Below are 20,078 nucleotides of genomic sequence, written 5' to 3'. Positions count from 1 at the left end.
GCGTAGCTCAGCTGGCTAGAGCGTACGGTTCATACCCGTGAGGTCGGGGGTTCGATCCCCTCCGCCGCTACCATACATACTTAAGGAGACTTAGCTCAGCTGGGAGAGCATCTGCCTTACAAGCAGAGGGTCGGGGGTTCGATCCCCTCAGTCTCCACCATTGATTTGTTCGTAAAATGCGCCGGTGTAGCTCAATTGGTAGAGCAACTGACTTGTAATCAGTAGGTTGGGGGTTCAAGTCCTCTCGCCGGCACCAGTTATATGAAGCGCGGAACTGTGGTGTAGAGGCCTAACATGCCTGCCTGTCACGCAGGAGATCGCGGGTTCGAATCCCGTCAGTTCCGCCATTATAGTATTGCTTCAGGGATGAGAATCCGTTAAGGGTTCGTCGGAGATTTATCTTCGATAGGATGACTTCGCAGTCTCGAACGAAGAGAGAGTATCCCGTCAGTTCCGCCATTATAGTATTGCTTCAAAGGTTTCACCAGTGCGAAGTTAACTCGCTTCACACTGTTTTTTTTGAAAATTTTATATGGCTCGGTAGCTCAGTCGGTAGAGCAGAGGACTGAAAATCCTCGTGTCGGCGGTTCGATTCCGTCCCGAGCCACCTTTTCTTATGGAGGATTAGCGAAGTGGCCAAACGCAGCAGACTGTAAATCTGTTCTCATTCGAGTTCGGTGGTTCGAATCCATCATCCTCCACCAGGTTTAAGAGCCATTAGCTCAGTTGGTAGAGCACCTGACTTTTAATCAGGGTGTCGAAGGTTCGAGTCCTTCATGGCTCATCACGAAAGTCGTCAACATTTGTTGGCGGCTTTTTTTGATGGAATTATAAATTTCGACATTTTAGTTATCTGTCGGAGATATGCTAAAATATAAGAAAAAGATAAAGTGGTGGAGTCATTAATGACGGAGATGGAACAAATACTGCTGAATTTGAAAAGCACATTAGGAATTCCTATGACGCTTAAATCGTTGGATGAGCATGAGACGGGGATGATGCTGCAATTCTCAAAACGATCCAGCCATCCGCAGCAGGTGTCAAACGGAAAGACCCACAGTATATCGCAAGCGAAAAATCGTAATAAGATTGATGCAGGAGATTTTTATTATACAGAACAGGGAGAGGTATGGTTCGCCATTCCCGTACAGAGTGATCGGCCTGTAGTCATTTCAGCACCGGCTGTAATGGTGACAGAGAACGAAGCGAAACTCATTGGACTATTGCTGTCCAGCATGGCAGATACGCCCTCTTTGTCCAAAGCTAAACGGGGCGATGCTAAAGGTGAGGAGCTGCGGTTTGCCCAATTAATGGGGGTATGGTTGAACGCTTGTGTCGATGCAGGAGAATATCAGGCAAAACCGCCTGAGGAATTTTCCGGGAAATTTATTTTATATGAGAAGATGGTTCCTTTTCTGCTGGCTAATGAGAGCGAGCATCCGACTAGCATTGCTTTTAAATCACTGCAAAGGCTCCTTCGCAGTTATTTTGGCGGGGAGATTGTACTAGTGCCGCTGCTGGACGAAAAGGAATGGCTTGTGCTTGCTAATCCTAAGCTGCTGGATGGACTGATGGATGAAAAGGATGATGCAGGCGAAGGGGATCAGGATTTGTTATCCCTTTTTTGTATGGGTTTATATGAGCTGGTTTCAAACGAATGGGTAGGAGATTTTCATATTGCCGCCGTTCCGACTATAAATGCTAAAGAAAATCTACCGGATGGTTTACGTCAGCTTCGGGAGACGATGTTGATTGGGCTAACTTTTCAGGTCAAAGAGCATATACATCTGTCAACAGGGCTTCATTTGGAACGCCTGCTTTTCAGTATTCCAGAGCATGAGCGAACCCGGTTCTTGGAGGAGTATGCTAGCTATCATACAGATGTGTTTGAGGATGCGGAAACGCTGGCCACGTTGGAAACCTTTTTTGAATTGGATTGTAATGTAAGTGAGACAGCCAAGCGGCTTTATATTCATCGAAATACGCTACTGTACCGATTAGATAAGATTAAGCAAGAGACAGGTCTTGATGTCCGAAGCTTTAGTGATGCAGTTTTGGTAAAGATTTCTTTGTTATTGTATAAAGTAACGAAAAGGAAATAAGTTTTTTGTGCAGTTTGTGTATAGCCAGTCAGATGCCTATGGGGTAATATAAAGACAGTAATTGTATTCGATTTCAAACACTTATTATGAGGGGGCAATAAGCATGGCGGGCGTACGTTTAGAGCATATTTACAAGAAGTATCCAGGTGCCGACAAGCCAACAGTAGTCGATGTAAACCTTGATATTAAAGATAAAGAGTTTTTGGTATTGGTTGGACCTTCCGGTTGTGGTAAATCCACAACATTGCGGATGATCGCTGGTCTCGAAGAAATCACTGAAGGTAAACTCTACATTGGTGACCGTGTAGTTAACGATGTAGCTCCTAAAGATCGTGACATTGCGATGGTTTTCCAATCCTACGCTTTGTATCCGCATATGAACGTATATCAGAACATGGCTTTTGGTTTGAAGCTTCGTAAAGTTAAGAAGGACGAAATCGATAAGCGTGTACGTGAAGCAGCAAGAATTTTGGATATTGAGCATTTGCTGGATCGTAAGCCGAAAGCTCTCTCTGGTGGTCAGCGTCAGCGTGTTGCCTTGGGCCGTGCGATTGTCCGTGATCCGCAAGTCTTCTTGATGGATGAGCCTCTTTCCAACTTGGATGCTAAATTGCGTGGTCAGATGCGTGCTGAAATTACTAAACTGGTTAAGCGTCTTGAAACCACTTGTATCTACGTAACACACGACCAAACGGAAGCTATGACGATGGGTGATCGTATCGTCGTTATGCAGGATGGTATCATCCAGCAAGCAGCTTCTCCGGAAGAGTTGTACAATAATCCAAGCAACTTGTTTGTTGCAGGCTTTATCGGTTCCCCGACAATGAACTTCATTAACGGTAAATTGTCTGAACAAAACGGTGATGTATACTTTGCATCTGAAGGCTTGAACGTACAAGTTCCTGGAGGTAAAGCACAGATTCTGAAGAACAAATCCATGATCGGTAAAGAAGTAATTATGGGTGTTCGTCCAGAAGATATTCATGAAGAGCCAGTATTCCTGGAAGCTTCTCCGAATACAATCTTTACTGCAAAAGTTGACGTTACGGAGAACCTGGGTCACGAAATGCTCCTGTACCTTAGCGGTCTGGGCAAAGATACGGTTATCGGCCGCGTAGACGGACGTTCCACTACTCGTGAAGGCGATAACGTTAAACTGGCAATCGACATGAACAAAGTTCATATTTTTGATATTGAGTCCGAACTGAACGTTTTGGTTGGAGAATAATTCTCCGACAGTCGGCTTTCTATACAAAACCGCCCTGTGGGGCGGTTTTTTTAGTCTATGGGAATGTATCTTTCGATTCGCATCTTGCTTGAAGCATATGAATTGTAGTCTACTTATTATTGGAGATGGATGGACATATATTTGGTAATTTGTGTGGCCGTGGGAGTAATTGGAAACATTGCAATTAAAGCTGATTTCCTATAAGATATCAGGAAGTAAGGTATACATAGTTGTTATTCTAAACAGGCAATTGAATATTTCATTTCATTAGTCATATACTCGTTTTACTGGATTTCAATTTTATCTGGATTGAGATAGGATGAAGGGTAAATTTGATGATTACATTTGTGAGCGGTCCAGCTGTCTGGGGCGCGTTATATTTTTCAACAACGGATGAAGAGAGGTTAAACCATGGCCAAAAAAGTAAAAGTGTCTGAACTGGTTCAACAGTTTCAGTTAGAGGTCATCTCCGGCGAAGCTGGCTTAAAGCGTCAAATTACAACGGATGATCTTAACCGTCCAGGTTTGGAGATGGCGGGATATTTTGAATATCACCCACGTGAACGGGTTCAGCTGCTGGGTAGGACGGAATTGGCATTTTTTGCAATGCTCAATCCGGAAGAACGCAGGGACCGAATGCGTAGACTTTGTACGGACGACACCCCTTGTATTGTCGTTACGCGTTCGCTGGAGGTTCCTGAAGAGCTGGTGGAAGTCAGCAATGAAAAAGATCTCCCTGTATTGAGAAGCAGTATGGCAACAACGATTTTGACAAGCCGTTTCACCAGCTTTTTGGAGCGTAAGCTGGCCCCGACGACAACGATCCACGGTGTGCTTTGCGATGTTTATGGTGTAGGGATGCTTATTACGGGTTCAAGCGGTATCGGTAAAAGTGAAACTGCTCTAGAGCTTGTGAAAAGGGGACACCGACTGGTTGCAGATGATGCGGTAGAAATTCGTCAAACATCCGATTTTCAGCTGCATGGTTCGGCACCGGAATTAATCCGCCATTTGCTGGAAATTCGCGGAGTTGGCATTATTAACGTGATGACGCTGTTTGGAGCAGGTGCAGTTCGGAATAACAAGCGGATCACGCTCGTGGTTCGTCTTGAAGCTTGGCAGCAGGACAAACAGTACGACCGACTGGGACTGGATGAGGATACAACACGTATTATTGACACGGATGTGCCGCTTGTTACGATTCCTGTTCGTCCAGGGCGAAACCTAGCTGTGATCATCGAGGTAGCTGCAATGAACTACCGATTGAAAAAGATGGGGCTGAATGCAGCGCTTCAGTTTACGAATAAACTGACGGCAACGATTGCCGAAGATATAGATGATTTAGACTAGGGGGAAATTCGATGTCAACATTGCTGATCGATCCGATTGCTTTTAGCATCGGATGGCTGAATGTCCATTGGTACGGAATTATTTTGGGCCTGGGCGCTTTGGCAGGGCTGCTGTTAGTGATACGTGAAGGAAAACGCTTTGGCATACCTCAGGAATTTTTCATGGATTTGCTGTTACTTGGGTTGCCTTCAGCGATTATTGGTGCGAGACTTTACTACGTGGCCTTTAAATGGGATGATTTTAAAGATAATTTGCTTGATATATTTAAAATATGGAACGGCGGCATCGCCATTTATGGCGCTCTGATAGGTGCTATTATATGTGCTGTTATATATGTTCGTTATAAAGGATACAAATTTTGGAGAATTGCTGATTTATGCGCACCCTCGCTTTTGGTAGGTCAAATGATTGGACGCTGGGGTAACTTTGTGAACCAGGAAGCTTACGGCGGCCCGGTTGAGGAGTCATTTCTTCGGAATACGCTTCACTTACCAGATTTTATCGTCAATCAAATGAATATCGAAGGGGTATTTCATCACCCGACCTTCCTGTATGAATCCATGTGGAATTTGTTGGGGGTCATTCTCCTGCTTGTACTTCGCAGACAAAAGTTCCTGCGTGTTGGCGAGCTGTTTATCGGATATTTCATCTGGTATTCCATCGGACGGTTTTTTATCGAAGCGCTTCGTACAGACAGTTTGGCATATCAAGGATCCACGGTTATTGAATCCTTCATCAACGCCCTGTGGAGTCCAATGACTTGGATGGGCTTTGAGCAGGGTTATTTGGACCCGGCATATGGAAATATTCGAATATCGCAGCTGTTGTCAGTTATTATTGTTGTTGCGGGTATTATTCTGATTATCGTTCGGCGGGTTACTGGAAGAGCAAATGAGCGATATCTCGACCCGATCGTCTGCACGAAACCGGGAGCAGCTCCAACTCCAGAAGCTGCCCTGAACCGTAAGGAGCAGCAGGCTAGCCAATCGAAATCAACCCAAACATCAGTGCCTAATCCGTTGTCCAAACAAGACAAGAATGTATCGGATTCGGCGAATAACGAAGGATCGGATGATTCCTCCCAGGAAGTGAGCCAGCGTTCCAAAGAGGAGAAAGATATAAAGGGGTAAGGACAACATGATAGAAACAGTACTGTTTGATTTGGATGGTACTATTATAGATACGAATGAATTGATTATATCCTCGTTTATGCATGTTATAGAAAAGGGCCCGAGAGGCCCTTTGACGAGGGAAAGCATTATACCGCATATGGGCACAACGTTGGAGTACCAGCTTCAGACTTTTTCCGGACTTGATGATGTGAGCCGGCTGGTTACTCTTTATCGTTCATACAATGAGCAGCATCATGACGAGATGGTCACTCCGTTTCCACATGTACAGGAAGTAGTTAAATGGTTGCATGAACAAGGAGTTTCCATGGGGATTGTTACGACAAAAATTCGTCCATCTACATTGATGACACTTAAAAAATTCAATTTGGAACAATATATGTCGGTTGTGGTTACAGTGAATGATGTTGAGAATCCTAAACCGCATCCGGAACCGGTATTGAAGGCCGTTAAAGATCTTGGCTGTAATCCAGAGACGACCCTGATGGTAGGTGACAGTGCAGTGGATCTTCAGTCCGCCAAGGCTGCTGGTGTACAAGCTGCCGGTGTGGCTTGGTCGCTGAAAGGGGAGCAGGTGCTGAGGGAGCATGGTGCAGACTATATTCTGAAAGATATGCGGGACTTATATACAATCGTAGGAGATAAACAAGAACAGGAGCCAAGGTGAGATGGCTAGAAAAGTAACTCGCTACCCAGTGGAAGGACATAATTCGCTTTGGCATATTTACCGAACCGTAAGTCCGTTCAAGGGAATCAAAAACTTTATTTTCATTCAATTGGCCCGCTATTGTCCTGTTCTCCCGATGAAGAACTGGATCTACCGGAACATGCTTGGGATGAAAGTCGGCAGGCACACTGCTTTTGGGCTAATGGTTATGGTCGATGTGTTTTTTCCGGAAAAAATAACCGTTGGTGAAAATTCCGTCATTGGGTATAATACCACCATCCTCGCTCATGAGTACCTCATTAAAGAATACCGTCTGGGGGAAGTGGTTATCGGCGAAAATGTCCTTATCGGCGCGAATACAACCATTTTGCCTGGTGTTACAATCGGTGATGGCGCAGTCGTTGCAGCTGGTGCTGTCGTACATAGGGACGTGGCCCCGGGATCTTTTGTAGGGGGTAATCCGCTGCGTGAACTTAGTCGGGTGACGCCGGAAGAGGAGTCAACTTGATATTCTGTCTGAGGTTTTTAACATATCTAGGCAGAACATGATGGCAAGAGACATAAGAAGTTCGTTGAATTGTAATTTTAATAAATCTGGCTACATGCCAGCTTGAAGCCGCCTTGGTCATAAGGCGGTTTTTTGGTTTATTTTCTTTTCAATGCAAGAGGATAAAGCGGCACAAGAGAGTAATATATGTAAGAAGTGGTTACATATCAATTGACGATAAAGCATGATCTATGGTAATATAGCCAATATTCTTTAATTTGGTAGCATATTATCGCTTTAATATAATAAAGAAAACAGATTGAGGTGCAACGTCATGTCTAAACCAAAAGGTTTTGAAAAACCAGCTGGCGTTCGGGACTATCTGCCGCATGCAGTAACGAGGCTGCGTCAGATTGAACAGCAAGTGCTTGCATGTATGGACCGCTGGGGATATCGGCAGATCATGACGCCAACGATCGAATATTACGATACAGTAGGTGTCGCCAGCTCGACATCTGATCAGAAGCTGTTCAAGCTGTTAAACAATCGGGGTACGACGATGGTGCTTCGCTCGGATATAACCGCCCCAATTGCCCGTGTAGTGGCCTCGCTCCTGAAGGAAGAGCCGCTGCCGATCCGCCTTTCTTATCATGCGAATGTATTTCGCGCGATTGAAGAAGAGGCTGGCCGGGAGGCTGAATTTTTTCAGACTGGTGTGGAGCTGGTCGGTGATGATTCACCTGAGGCCGATGCCGAAGTTGTAGCGCTGGCGATTGAATCATTGCAGGCGGCAGGTGTGGAAAGATTTAAAATCGCATTAGGTCATGTCGGATTTTTGAATGGTCTGTTGGAGGAAGTGCTGCCTGATCGCTTAGAGGATCAGGAGAATTTGAAGCATGATCTGCTGAACAGGGACTATGTTGGCTATCGGAACATGATTTCCGGCTTACAGCTGTCTGGTGTTCAAACAAATAAGCTGGAAGGAATTCTTCGATTACGCGGAGGAAGGGAAATATGCAAGCAGGCTCTAGGCTGGAGCGGCAATCCAAAAGCGTGTGCCTCCATTGAACATCTTTGCAAGGTATGGGAAGTGCTTGAGGCATATGGTGTATCGGAGCATGTATTGATCGATCTGACGATGATTGGGGATTTTTCTTATTATACCGGTATGACCTTGGAAGGATATGCTGCGGAAATCGGATCACCTGTAGCTAGCGGCGGACGCTACGATAAGTTGCTGAAGCAATTTGGACGTGATGTGCCTGCAACAGGCTTTGCACTCAAAACGAACCGCATTTTAGATGGTGTTCAAGTTAAGGAATCAGAAAACCCGCTGCCTATTCTGGTTCAGTATACTTCTGATCGTCGCAAAGAAGGTCTTGCAAAGGCAGCTATTCTTCGCCGTGAAGGGAAAATCGTTATAACCACATTATTAACAGGCACAGGTGAAGTTCGAACAGCTGAGCAAGGATTGCTTCATCAAGGGTATGAGGAAATAATCACATTTTCATAAATTAGATTTAGGCTGTAAGGAGGTGCGTGAAATGGCGGAAATATTAAAAGTAGCTATGCCAAAAGGACGGATCTATAAAAAGGCATCTGCGTTGTTCCGTTCAGCGGGGTGGCCGATTCCTATGGATGTGGATGATACACGTAAGCTGGTCATTCCTTTGCCGGAAGCAGGAATGGAATTTATTTTGGCAAAGCCGGTTGATGTGCCAACCTATGTGGAATATGGTGTAGCCGATATTGGCATTGTAGGTAAGGATGTGCTGATGGAAGAAAACAAGGATGTATACGAACTGCTTGATCTTCAAATTGCTAGATGCCGGATGTCCGTTATTGGTCTTCCTGATTGGACACCAGGCATTCGGCAGCGTGTGGCAACCAAGTATCCTAATATAGCGTCGCAGTATTTCCGGGAGCAGGGACAGCAGGTAGAGGTTGTAAAGCTGAATGGCTCTATTGAGCTTGCGCCCCTTATTGGTCTTGCTGATCGAATTGTGGACATGGTGGAAACCGGGCAGACCATTAAGGAGAATGGTCTTGTTGAGATGACGACTCTATTTGAAATTACAAGCCGTTTAATTGTGAATCGGGTTAGCTATCGGATGAAGAATGTTGAGATTCAGCAGCTGTGCGATCGCCTGCAACAAGTGATACTGGCTGAAAAGACGAACTAAATCAAAGAAGTGATATGAACGGAATTTAGAAACGCACGAAGAGGAGAGGTTAGGGGGAATCAACAATGAAAATAGTATCGGCACAGGATTTTAAGCTGGAACGAAAGAGCGATTATGGAACGCCGGAGCAGAATGAAACGGTGAAAGCTGTAGTTCAAGCGGTACGCACGGAGGGAGATGCTGCGCTGCTTCGTTATACGAAGGAGTTCGACAAAGTTAATCTTGAGAGCCATCAGCTACGTGTACTTGAGAGTGAGCTGAAAGCAGCATATAACCAGGTCGAGCCTTCCTTTGTGACCGCTATTCGAGCCGCAGCGGATAATATCCGGGCGTTTCATGTGAAGCAGAAGCGTAGCTCCTGGATGGATTTTCAGCCCGATGGAAGTATTCTCGGACAGATCATCCGACCGTTGAAGCGGGTGGGCGTATACGTTCCCGGTGGAAAAGCGGCCTACCCCTCTTCTGTGCTTATGAACGTCATTCCGGCCCAGATCGCGGGAGTGCCTGAAATCGTTATGGTTACGCCACCGGCGACCCGTGGTCAAGAGGGAATTGATCCTTATATTCTCGTGGCGGCGGCTGAAGCAGGTGTGACTGAGATTTACCGTATAGGCGGGGCTCAAGCCATAGCCGCGCTTGCCTACGGAACGGACAGTATTGCGCCGGTGGATAAAATCTGCGGTCCTGGCAATATTTTTGTCGCTTTGGCTAAACGTGAAGTGTACGGGGCAGTGAATATCGACAGCCTGGCAGGGCCTAGTGAAATTGTGGTGCTGGCTGATGATAAGGCACAGCCGTCGTTTATAGCGGCTGATCTGCTATCACAGGCAGAGCATGATGAGATGGCGTCGGCGGTGCTTGTAACACCGTCGCAGCCTTTGGCAGAAGCCGTCTCGGCGGAAGTGAAGCGCCAGCTGGAACTGCTGCCAAGACGTGATATTGCCCGCGCATCGGTGGACAGTTATGGTGCAATCATTGTGACGGATACCCTTAAGGAGGGTATCGAAGTGGTTAACCGTCTTGCGCCGGAGCATCTTGAGATTATGACGGAAGAGCCGATGACTGTTGTAGGTCAGATCGAGAATGCCGGCGCTATTTTCCTCGGTCCGTACAGCTCGGAGCCGGTGGGGGATTATTTTGCGGGCCCCAATCATATCATTCCGACGAACGGGACGGCGAGGTTTGCTTCACCGGTCGATCTGGATGATTTTCTTAAAAAATCGAGCCTGATTTATTACAGCAAGGAAGCGTTGCTTCGTGACGGGGAGACCATTATGGAGCTGGCTCGCCGGGAAGGACTAGAGGGTCACGCGCAGGCGATCAGCATCCGTCTGATGCAAGAACAAAAATCAGAATAAATACAGGGAGGCAAACAATGTGAGCAGCTTTGAAGCAAAAGGACGGACATCAAGCATCAGCCGCAAGACGAGTGAGACGGACATTTCATTGCAGTTTAACGTAGATGGAACGGGTATATCTGATCTGCAGACAGACGTTCCTTTCTTAAACCACATGCTGGATTTGTTTACAAAGCATGGACAATTTGATCTTCATGTGAGAGCCGATGGGGATATCGAAATTGACGATCATCATACGGTTGAGGATATCGGTATTTGCCTTGGACAGGTGCTTCGTGAAGCTCTTGGCGATAAAAAAGGGATCAAACGTTATGCAAGTGTATTTGTGCCGATGGATGAGGCGCTGGCACAGGTTGTTATCGATCTTAGCAACCGCCCGCATTTTGAATACCGGGCTGAGTACCCTTCTCAGCAAGTTGGAACATTCCAAACGGAGCTGGTGCATGAATTTTTGTGGAAGCTGGCACTCGAGGCACGGATGACGCTCCATGTTATCGTGCATTATGGACAGAACACGCATCACATGATTGAGGCGGTGTTCAAGGCGCTTGGACGTGCGCTGGATGAAGCGACAAGCATTGATCCGCGTGTGACGGGAGTTCCGTCCACGAAGGGAGTGCTGTAAGCTATGGCCATCGCGATTGTGGATTACGGCATGGGCAATCTGCACAGCGTTGGCAAGGCGGTGGAGCGGCTCGGGTATGAACCGTTTGTTACCGGGGATGCGGACGCCATGTTGGCCGCAGACGGTATTATTTTGCCGGGGGTAGGCGCCTTTGGCGATGCAATGGAGCAGCTGCACGAAAGCGGCCTTGATGGCGTGATGAAGGAGGCAGCGGCCCGCCATAGGCCGCTGCTTGGCATTTGCCTTGGTATGCAGTTGCTGTTCAGCCATAGCGAGGAGCATGGACGTCACGAAGGACTGAACATTTTGCCTGGATCGGTCATCCGGTTTGCCGGCGGCGACTATAAAGTGCCGCATATGGGATGGAACAGACTGAAGTTTAGTAAGCCCGAGCATCCACTATTTGCTGGGCTTGAGGAAGGGCATGTGTATTTTGTCCATTCATATCATGTTCTTCCTGAGAAAGAGTCACACTTACTAGCGGTGACGGATTATGGTCAGCCAGTGACTGCGATCGTTGGACACGGCTCTGTATACGGCATGCAGTTTCACCCAGAGAAAAGCGGAGAGCTTGGGATGAGGTTGCTGCACAACTTTTTGGCGTTGACGGATTCATAGGCAGGCAGGTTTAAATCACTTGGGAGGCGAGGAAGTACATGTCATCTTTCATCATATATCCAGCCATTGATATTTTGGGAGGCAAGTGTGTCAGACTTGTTCAGGGCGATTATAGCCAGGAGACGGTATATAACGATAGTCCGCTGAACGTGGCGCGTGCATGGGAAGAACAAGGAGGAAAGTTTATTCATTTGGTCGACCTTGATGGAGCCAAGGCGGGCCGTCCTGTAAATGATGTCATGATCGGTGAGATCGCGGCACAAGTGAATGTGCCCGTTCAGGTAGGCGGCGGACTTCGCACGATATCCGATGTTGAGCGTCTGTTGTCGCTTGGCGTAAGCCGGGTAATTATCGGTACGGCTGCGATTGAAGATCGCGCATTCACCGAGGAAGTACTGGGCAAGTATGGGGATAAGGTAGCCATTGGCATTGATGCGAGGGACGGATATGTTGCGACCCGAGGCTGGCTGGAGACGTCCGAGGTACAGGCGGAGATGCTGGCAAAAGAGCTGGCTTCAAAGGGGGCCGAGACCTTTATTTTTACAGATATATCACGTGACGGCATGATGCAAGGGCCGAATATAGACGCTATTGTGTCACTTGCTAAAGCGAGCGGTCGGACGGTCATTGCTTCCGGTGGCGTAACGAAGCTGGATGATTTGAAAGCGCTCAGTGAGCACCGTTTGGATGGTGTTGGCGGCGCTATTGTAGGCAAGGCACTATATACAGGCAGCATCCGTCTGACGGAAGCGGTGAACGCCATCAGGTAGAGATAAGGTAAGGCAGGCAGATTAACGAAGTGATGAAAAACGTTTTGTATTCTAGTGAATCTGTCCGAGTCGTATGCATGAGTATGATGTGAAAAGGAAAAGGATAAGGCTTCACTTTACTGCTTATGTAACATGAAGGAGACTAAAGATAGAGGAAAGAGGCGAAGATATGCTAGCCAAGCGGATTATTCCATGTCTTGATGTGAAGGACGGACGGGTTGTAAAAGGAGTGAATTTCGTAAATCTCCGCGATGCAGGCGATCCGGTAGAGCTGGCTTCGCTGTATGACCGGGAAGGCGCGGACGAGCTGGTTTTTCTGGACATCTCCGCTTCCGTTGAGGGCCGTGCCACGATGGAAGAGGTTGTCCGACGAACGGCAGGGGCCATTGCCATTCCATTCACTGTAGGAGGCGGCATATCGTCTGTAGATGATATGAAGCGGATTTTGCGGGCCGGCGCGGATAAGATCGGAATGAATACCGCGGCTGTAAGGCAGCCTGAACTTATTTCAGCCGGTGCACGTCGATTTGGCTCTCAGTGTATCGTTGTTGCGGTAGATGCCAAATACAATGAGATGTGGGGCGATTGGGAAGTGTATACTCACGGGGGAAGAACCCCTTCTGGCATCAAGGTACTGGAGTGGGTAAAGCAGGTGGAGTCACTTGGAGCGGGAGAGATTTTGCTGACAAGCATGGATGCGGACGGAACGAAGGACGGTTTTGATCTGGCACTGACGGCTGCTGTATCGGATGCCGTGGGCATTCCGGTCATTGCTTCAGGCGGTGCGGGAACAGAGGATCATTTTTACGATGTATTCACAGCTGGAAAAGCCGATGCTGGGCTTGCTGCGACTATATTTCACTATAAAGAAGTGGCCATACCGGCTCTTAAACAGCATTTAAGACAAAAGGGAGTGAGCATCAGGTGAGCGAGGATATTAAGCAGGACTTGTCGCTGGAGCAGGTTATTGAACATATTCGTTGGGATGAAGCGGGACTTGTGCCTGCGATCATTCAAGATGCGTCAACCAAGCAGGTGCTTATGATGGCTTATATGAACAGAGAATCTCTCCGGCGCACATTGGAAAGCGGAGAAACGTGGTTCTGGAGCCGTTCTCGCCAGCAATTATGGCATAAGGGAGCAACTTCAGGTAATATTCAATCGGTTGTATCCGCTTCTTATGATTGTGATGGAGATACGCTGTTGGTACAGGTCAATCCTAAAGGACCGGCCTGTCATACGGGAGAAACAGCCTGTTTCTTTAACGAAATCGTTGTGGAAGGGCAGGTCAGCGTATCGGGTGAACAGCCTGCTGCTGCGATAAGCGATCGTTTTGCAGTTCTTGGAGAACTTGAAGAGATTATCGCCAAGCGTGAGATGGAGCGCCCTGAAGGAGCCTATACGACATATCTGTTTGAGAAGGGTTTGGATAAAATCCTTAAAAAGATCGGTGAGGAAGCGTCAGAAACCATCATCGCTGCCAAAAATGCCGACAATGATGAGCTGCGGATGGAAGTTAGCGATTTGATCTACCATCTGCTTGTTTTGTTACAGGAGCGAAAGCTGCCGTTTGATGATATTTTGGATGAACTAAGCCGCCGACATGAACGTCCTCGCCGCGATTAAGGAGGTGGGAAACAAGATGTATATCGACTATCATACCCACCATTCCCGCTGCGGTCATGCTGTTGGAGAGCTGGAGGAGTACGTAAAGAGGGGCATTGAACTGGGTTTGCATCACATCGGTCTGTCTGATCATATGCCACTCATTCATGTCGAGCCTGAAGCCTATTATCCGGAAATGGCGATGCCGATGAATGAGCTTCCCCGTTATGTAGAGGAATGCTTCTCTCTGAAAGAGCGCTACAAAGGTCAGATTGAAGTACGCGTCGGGCTGGAGGGGGATTATATCGAGGGCTATGAAGAGCAAATTGAGAAGATCATCCTGGATTATCCATGGGATTATGTGATCGGCTCGGTTCATTTTCTCGGAGAATGGGACATCACCGATTTTCGTCAAACTCATGGCTGGGAAGGGAAAGATCCGCTTGAGGTGTACCGTCAGTACTATGATGCGGTGGGAAAAGCAGCGGCAACCGGATTGTATGATATGATGGGGCATCTGGATGTGATCAAAAGATTTGGCTTTAGTCCGGGCAGTGAGCATATAGATGAAGTGGTCGCTATGGAGAAGTCGGCTTTAGCCGCAGTTAAGCGCAGTGGAAAAGCGATGGAGTTAAACGCATCCGGTCTTTCAAAAGCTTGCAAGGAGATGTTTCCGAGCCGCAGAATCCTGGAGGAAGCGGTCAAACTCGGTATTCCGCTAACAATGGGTTCAGATGCGCATCAGCCGCAGAAATTGGGTGAGCACTTGGATCAAGCGCGAGATATGCTGATAGAGCTTGGGGTAAAAGAAGTTGCAACCTTTCAGAGACGAAACCGGGAAATGGTCACTTTGAAAGAATAGAATGAAACGATGTATAATAGAGATAGAATAAAGTGCATACAGCGTCGAGTGAACCCGGCTGTTTTCGTTACTGTGTATCCTTATTGATGAGTCGCAGATACGAGGGCGGCCTGATTTGGCAGGCGGCGCTTTCATAAAATGATGAAAGTATACGTTTACCAGGGAAAAGGTGCACTGCATTCATTAATTTTTAGGTACCCCGGGAGGACCAAATGTATCGTAAACTTCGTCTATTTGCCGGCTCATCCAATCCGAAGTTAGCTGCAAGTATTGCTGAAAAATTGGGAGTTGAGCTGGGAAAAATGAAAATTTCCCGATTTAAGTGCGGAGAAATTTATGTTCATTATGAGGAAAGCATTCGCAATTGCGACGTGTTTCTCGTCCAGTCATTTTCACACCCGATCAATGAGATGTTTGTGGAGCTGCTCGTTATGATTGATGCGGCCAAACGGGCCTCAGCTCGGACTGTAAACATCATCGTTCCATATTACGGATATGCACGGCAGGAACGAAAATCGGCACCCCGAGAGCCTATCTCGGCTAAAATGGTCGCTGATGTTCTGACGACAGCCGGAGCCAACCGTGTCATCACGATCGATTTGCACGCGCCGGCTATTCAGGGGTTTTTTAATATACCGGTTGATCATCTGACGGCGCTGGACCTGATTACGAATTATTTAAAGAGTAAAAAAATCGAACGTCCGGTTATCGTTTCTCCGGATGCTGGCCGTGCCTCAACGGCAGAAAAGCTGGCAAGCCGCCTGGACTCACCGTTTGCTATTATGATTAAGCAGCGTCCGGCACATAATGAGTCGGTGATCACACACGTTATCGGGGATGTAAAGGACCGAACGCCTATTATTATTGAAGACTTGATCGATACAGGTTCTACGATTGTTCATGTTGTTGAAGGATTGAAGCAACGTGGTTCAAGGGATGCAGTGGTTTGCGCTACGCACGGCGTATTTTCAGGACAGGCGCTTGAACGGCTGGATCATGCCCATATTGAGGAATTGGTCGTCACCGATTCGATTGCTTTACCTGATCATTCGAAGGATTATGTAAAAGTGTTGTCTGTCGCTCCGATGCTGGCAAGAGCTACACATATCATTACAGAGGGCGGATCGATAGCTACTTTATTTAAAGATGCCGGGGTATGATTCCAGGCGTCTTTTTTCTGCAAATGGCAGTGTAACATGTTATACTGTTGGGGGTAGAGGAGCAAGTTAAAGGAGGTGCCTTGCTTCCGTGAAAGGATATCAATCCGGGTTAGATAATTTGCATAATATCATACCTGTGGAAATGAATGCTAACTTTTTCTTTGATCGGGCGGTAAAATCGCTGGATCGTTTTCAATATGACAAGGCACTGAAGTATTTTCGCAAAGCTGTTGAATATGAACCGGATAATCCGGTGAATCACTGTAACGTTGCGGGTATATTATCAGAGATGGGTGATTATAAAGGTTCGAACGAGGTGCTTCAGCATATTTTGCATAAAGTGGATTCTTCCATGACCGAATGTCATTTCTATATGGCGAACAATTATGCGAATATGGGGCTTTTTGAAGAGGCTGAGCATGCGCTCGTTACGTATCTGGAGGAGGACTCCGCCGGGCAGTTTTTGGATGAGGCACAAGAATTAATGGAGCTTCTCCATTATGAATTGAATCGTCCTACGAAAGTGAACCGGATCAAGAGCAGGGAAGGCATGGTTGAGCATGAGCGGGCCAGAGAGCTTCTGGAGGAAGGAAAGTTCGCCCAAGCTGTGAAGCTGTTGGAGGAGATTGTTAAAGATCGTCCTGATTTTCTTGCAGCACGAAATAATTTGGCACTTGCCTATTATTACACGGGGCGATTCAACAAGGCCAAGCAAACCATTGAAGAAGTACTGGAGCAGGAACCGGGAAATCTCCATGGATTATGTAACTTGGCTATTTTCTTTCAGCATGAGGGGAACCATGAGCAGAGTCACCGTCTTGTCGACATGCTGTCCGTCACCGTACCTTTTCATCAGGAGCATCTGTTTAAACTTGCTACAACAATGGGTATTTTGGGTAAACACGATTCAGCATACAGCCATTTTCGACGGCTTTTGAAGGATGAGGAGTACAACAGTGATCCGAGTCTTTATCATTATACGGCGGTTGCCGCATGCAACAGTGGTTATTATGAGGCAGCTGCGAGTTATTGGCGTCAGTCCAAAAAGCTGGACCCGGGGTCTGTCATTCCAGACTTTTATCTTGCTCAATTGCAGCAAAGAAAAAAGACTGGCATGAAGGTGATGAAGGTAAGCTATCATTATCATCTTCCTTTTGAAGAACAATTTAAACGTTGGGAGCAGGAGGGAGAAATGATGACAGAGGAAGCGAAACGCAATCCTCTGATCCGATCATCTTTCTTCTGGGCGCTACGACACGGAGATCCTCATATCAAGCTGCAGGTTATTCGTACACTTGAGCTGATTGCCGATGATGAAGTTCGGCATGCGCTTCAATCTTTTTTGCAGGAGCCGGACGAGGATGCAACTTTAAAGGATGCAGCGCGGCTTGTACTGCAGCAACTGGAGAGCAAGAAAAACCGTATACAGGATAGCCAAGCTGACATAAAGACAAAGGAAGTATTGCCTGACTGGCATCCGGACTGGCAGAAGGTCGTAGACACGGCTTTTGAAAATATGGACAAGCGTTCTGATCTGTTCTGGAAACGGGAACTTGAAACGTTATGGTCTGGCTTTTTGAGCAGGTTGTACCCAGACATTCCGAATATCCGCAATACTTCGGGATGGGCTGCGGCTCTTGAATATATAACGGCAAAAATGCGTGGACGTGCATATACTTATGAGGAAGTAGCATCACGGTATGGAATATCATCATCGACGGTACGCCGCTATGCCCGGAAAATTGACCAGGTGTTTGAAAATAAAGATCAAAGTGATGATAATTTCTGTCCTTTTACAGAAAATATATAACATTATTTAAATCATTCTTTCTGAAAATGTTTAAACAAGGAGGCTTTCAAATGTATAAGTCAATCGTCATAGGAACAGGACCTGCTGGTCTGACGGCAGCGATCTATCTGGCACGGGCTAATATGAATCCTCTCGTTATCGAGGGGATGCAACCAGGCGGCCAATTGACCACAACGACGGATGTGGAGAACTTCCCTGGATTCCCGCAAGGAATTATGGGCCCGGAGCTTATGGACAATATGCGTAAGCAGGCAGAACGTTTCGGCGCGGAGTTCAAAAGCGCATGGGTTGAATCGGTAGATTTCTCGAAGCGTCCTTTCAAAGTGAATGTTGAGGGAATGGGAGAGCTGCTGGCGGAATCCGTTATTATTTCCACTGGGGCATCTGCCAAATATCTCGGCATTCCTGGGGAACAGGAAAGTGTTGGACGGGGTGTAAGTACATGTGCAACCTGTGATGGATTCTTTTTCCGCAATAAAAAGATTATTGTTGTCGGCGGCGGAGATTCTGCAATGGAAGAAGCAAGCTTCCTGACCCGTTTTGCTTCCAGCGTAACGGTTGTACACCGTCGTGATGAGCTTCGTGCCTCCAAGATCATGCAGGATCGGGCACGGGGAAATGACAAGATCGAATGGGCCTTGAATCGGACACCGATAGAAGTGGTAGCGGATGATACCGGAGTTAAAGGGTTGAAGGTTCGGAACAATGAAACTGGTGCTGAAGAGATCATTGAAGCGGAAGGCGTATTTGTAGCGATCGGTCATACACCAAATACCGGTTTCCTCGGTGGTCAGATTACAACGGATTCGCATGGCTATATTCTCGTGAAGCCGGGTACAACGGAAACGAACATACCGGGTGTATTTGCTTGTGGTGACGTACAGGATACCCGCTATCGCCAAGCTGTTACAGCGGCTGGCACGGGCTGTATGGCTGCTATGGACTGTGAAAAATTTATCGAAGGTCATATGATTCATGACTGGAGCGAAACGCTGAATAAGTAACATTGCAGTATATAACGATAAAAAGGAGCCGGCTCACCGGCTCTTTTTTTGTGCAGAAGGGAATTAGGCCGTCGGATTTGTCCGCCAGATCTATTTTTTTCATAGCTATTGATTTTGTATTTTATGGAATCCTTCACATTTGGTACAATCTAGCCAGGGAAAAATAATCCGAATTCGTATAAACGGATATAAAGGAGGTACGGTAAAGTGGTGAAAGCGATCCGGTTTAGGGCAGCGATTACGGCGCTGTTCGGATTCATAGGATTGGTTCTGGCCTTTGTAACCGTATACATGTTCAGGTTGGATGAGAATCATGGCAGCATCAGCGCTCTTTTGTTTCTGACGTTAATATCACTTGTGTTTACAGTTGGACATATGATCGCTTTAGGGATGATGATTAAGAAAAAGCGGAGGGAAAATTTGTGAATCTCTATACGCACGGCAACTTGACGGTTCGCTTGTTGGCTGAAACGGACGCTTCCCTGCTAGCTGATTGGCTGAGTGACCCTTTAGTCCTGACATATTACGAGGGTCGCGATCGGCCGCATGATGCGGAAATGGTTAAGCAGAGTTTTTTTGACGGGGATGAATCAAACACTCGCTGCATTGTCCAATATGATGGGCAGGATATCGGATATATTCAATTCTACGCCATTACAGATGAAGAGCGGATTGAATATGGATACGGTGATTTCACGGGTTCAATCTTCGGCATGGATCAATTCATTGGAGAGACGTCTTTTTGGAATCAGGGGATTGGAACAGAACTAGTCATAACTATGGTTCGTTATTTACGATCTCATAAAGGGGCAGACAAGATTGTTATGGACCCTCAAGCGTGGAATGAGCGAGCGCTTAGAGTTTATGAAAAAGCAGGCTTTGTCAAAAAGAAATACCTTCCGGAGCACGAATGGCATGAAGGGGAATATCGTGACTGCTGGATTATTGAATACGAGGTATAAGGGACGACTACATGAAAAGGAAGCGATGCAAAGAAGAGCCTATGTTGTTTTTTAGCAGCATAGGCTCTTGTCTATGGATAGTGCTGCGCCAAATTCGTAGCATATATGCACATCGATGGGAGTAAGTAGGGTGTGGTTGACCGCCGCTAGTACGACG

Annotated in this window: 20 protein-coding genes and 7 tRNA genes (1 of these 27 cut by a window edge); all 27 read left to right on the top strand. The window is 46.9% G+C overall.

Annotated elements, in window-relative coordinates:
• Positions 1-73: transfer RNA gene (locus tag C8268_RS20740), tRNA-Met, on the top strand; it begins 4 nt to the left of the window's first position.
• A gap of 11 nt (positions 74-84) precedes the next feature.
• Positions 85-160, top strand: a tRNA-Val gene (locus tag C8268_RS20735).
• A 20-nt stretch (positions 161-180) separates the two neighbouring features.
• Positions 181-256: transfer RNA gene (locus C8268_RS20730), tRNA-Thr, on the top strand.
• A gap of 14 nt (positions 257-270) precedes the next feature.
• Positions 271-347 (top strand) — tRNA-Asp (locus tag C8268_RS20725).
• Between the two features lie 187 nt (positions 348-534).
• Positions 535-607 (top strand) — tRNA-Phe (locus C8268_RS20720).
• A gap of 11 nt (positions 608-618) precedes the next feature.
• Positions 619-704 (top strand) — tRNA-Tyr (locus tag C8268_RS20715).
• A 7-nt stretch (positions 705-711) separates the two neighbouring features.
• Positions 712-784, top strand: a tRNA-Lys gene (locus tag C8268_RS20710).
• A gap of 121 nt (positions 785-905) precedes the next feature.
• Positions 906-2,102: a PucR family transcriptional regulator gene (locus tag C8268_RS20705; RefSeq protein WP_106769456.1), complete on the top strand. Its 1,197-nt coding sequence runs from the start codon at positions 906-908 to the stop codon at positions 2,100-2,102.
• 103 nt (positions 2,103-2,205) lie between these two features.
• Positions 2,206-3,330 (top strand): ABC transporter ATP-binding protein, encoded by a 1,125-nt coding sequence (locus C8268_RS20700; RefSeq protein ID WP_106769454.1) that lies wholly within the window; start codon positions 2,206-2,208, stop codon positions 3,328-3,330.
• A gap of 411 nt (positions 3,331-3,741) precedes the next feature.
• Positions 3,742-4,680 (top strand): HPr(Ser) kinase/phosphatase, encoded by a 939-nt coding sequence (gene hprK / locus C8268_RS20695; RefSeq protein ID WP_106769451.1) that lies wholly within the window; start codon positions 3,742-3,744, stop codon positions 4,678-4,680.
• Positions 4,681-4,691: 11 nt separating this feature from the next.
• A complete protein-coding gene (gene lgt, locus C8268_RS20690; protein WP_106769449.1) occupies positions 4,692-5,810 on the top strand; it encodes a prolipoprotein diacylglyceryl transferase in 1,119 nt (372 codons plus the stop codon).
• A 7-nt stretch (positions 5,811-5,817) separates the two neighbouring features.
• The gene (ppaX, locus tag C8268_RS20685) at positions 5,818-6,477 is read left to right on the top strand and encodes a pyrophosphatase PpaX (RefSeq protein ID WP_106769447.1); all 660 of its coding nucleotides are present in this window, start codon (positions 5,818-5,820) and stop codon (positions 6,475-6,477) included.
• Between the two features lies 1 nt (position 6,478).
• Positions 6,479-6,985 carry an acyltransferase gene (locus tag C8268_RS20680; protein WP_106769445.1) on the top strand — a complete coding sequence of 169 codons (507 nt, stop codon included), beginning with the start codon at positions 6,479-6,481 and terminating at the stop codon, positions 6,983-6,985.
• A 313-nt stretch (positions 6,986-7,298) separates the two neighbouring features.
• Complete coding sequence (locus C8268_RS20675; protein ID WP_106769443.1) at positions 7,299-8,477, top strand: ATP phosphoribosyltransferase regulatory subunit; 1,179 nt, start codon at positions 7,299-7,301, stop codon at positions 8,475-8,477.
• Positions 8,478-8,508: 31 nt separating this feature from the next.
• Complete coding sequence (hisG, locus tag C8268_RS20670) at positions 8,509-9,147, top strand: ATP phosphoribosyltransferase (RefSeq protein WP_106769440.1); 639 nt, start codon at positions 8,509-8,511, stop codon at positions 9,145-9,147.
• A gap of 65 nt (positions 9,148-9,212) precedes the next feature.
• Entirely contained in the window at positions 9,213-10,505 is a 1,293-nt protein-coding gene (gene hisD / locus C8268_RS20665; RefSeq protein ID WP_106769438.1) for a histidinol dehydrogenase, read from the top strand.
• A 19-nt stretch (positions 10,506-10,524) separates the two neighbouring features.
• Positions 10,525-11,130, top strand: coding sequence for an imidazoleglycerol-phosphate dehydratase HisB (hisB, locus tag C8268_RS20660; protein ID WP_106769435.1), 606 nt, complete (start codon positions 10,525-10,527; stop codon positions 11,128-11,130).
• 3 nt (positions 11,131-11,133) lie between these two features.
• Entirely contained in the window at positions 11,134-11,748 is a 615-nt protein-coding gene (hisH, locus tag C8268_RS20655; protein WP_106769433.1) for an imidazole glycerol phosphate synthase subunit HisH, read from the top strand.
• Positions 11,749-11,786: 38 nt separating this feature from the next.
• Positions 11,787-12,518, top strand: a complete 732-nt coding sequence (hisA, locus tag C8268_RS20650) for a 1-(5-phosphoribosyl)-5-[(5-phosphoribosylamino)methylideneamino]imidazole-4-carboxamide isomerase (RefSeq protein WP_106769431.1) — start codon at positions 11,787-11,789, stop codon at positions 12,516-12,518.
• A 169-nt stretch (positions 12,519-12,687) separates the two neighbouring features.
• On the top strand, positions 12,688-13,446 hold the full coding sequence (gene hisF, locus C8268_RS20645) for an imidazole glycerol phosphate synthase subunit HisF (RefSeq protein ID WP_106769429.1): 759 nt from the start codon (positions 12,688-12,690) through the stop codon (positions 13,444-13,446).
• A complete protein-coding gene (gene hisIE / locus C8268_RS20640; protein ID WP_106769427.1) occupies positions 13,443-14,144 on the top strand; it encodes a bifunctional phosphoribosyl-AMP cyclohydrolase/phosphoribosyl-ATP diphosphatase HisIE in 702 nt (233 codons plus the stop codon). The genes hisF and hisIE overlap by 4 nt, the downstream gene beginning before the upstream one ends.
• A 16-nt stretch (positions 14,145-14,160) precedes the next feature.
• Positions 14,161-14,985 (top strand): histidinol-phosphatase HisJ, encoded by an 825-nt coding sequence (gene hisJ, locus C8268_RS20635; protein WP_106769425.1) that lies wholly within the window; start codon positions 14,161-14,163, stop codon positions 14,983-14,985.
• Between the two features lie 212 nt (positions 14,986-15,197).
• Positions 15,198-16,145 (top strand): ribose-phosphate diphosphokinase, encoded by a 948-nt coding sequence (locus C8268_RS20630; protein ID WP_106769423.1) that lies wholly within the window; start codon positions 15,198-15,200, stop codon positions 16,143-16,145.
• Positions 16,146-16,287: 142 nt separating this feature from the next.
• Entirely contained in the window at positions 16,288-17,955 is a 1,668-nt protein-coding gene (locus C8268_RS20625) for a tetratricopeptide repeat protein (RefSeq protein ID WP_199795000.1), read from the top strand.
• 50 nt (positions 17,956-18,005) lie between these two features.
• On the top strand, positions 18,006-18,959 hold the full coding sequence (gene trxB, locus C8268_RS20620) for a thioredoxin-disulfide reductase (protein WP_106769420.1): 954 nt from the start codon (positions 18,006-18,008) through the stop codon (positions 18,957-18,959).
• A gap of 207 nt (positions 18,960-19,166) precedes the next feature.
• A complete protein-coding gene (locus tag C8268_RS20615) occupies positions 19,167-19,385 on the top strand; it encodes a hypothetical protein (RefSeq protein ID WP_106769417.1) in 219 nt (72 codons plus the stop codon).
• Complete coding sequence (locus C8268_RS20610) at positions 19,382-19,921, top strand: GNAT family N-acetyltransferase (protein WP_106769414.1); 540 nt, start codon at positions 19,382-19,384, stop codon at positions 19,919-19,921. Before C8268_RS20615 ends, C8268_RS20610 begins: the two co-directional genes overlap by 4 nt.
• The last annotated feature ends 157 nt before the right edge of the window (positions 19,922-20,078 follow it).

The sequence above is a fragment of the Paenibacillus faecalis genome, from assembly GCF_900289175.1.
GTDB classification, from domain to species: Bacteria; Bacillota; Bacilli; order Paenibacillales; family Paenibacillaceae; genus Paenibacillus_AQ; species Paenibacillus_AQ faecalis.
This window is presented reverse-complemented; position numbering and strand designations above follow the sequence as displayed.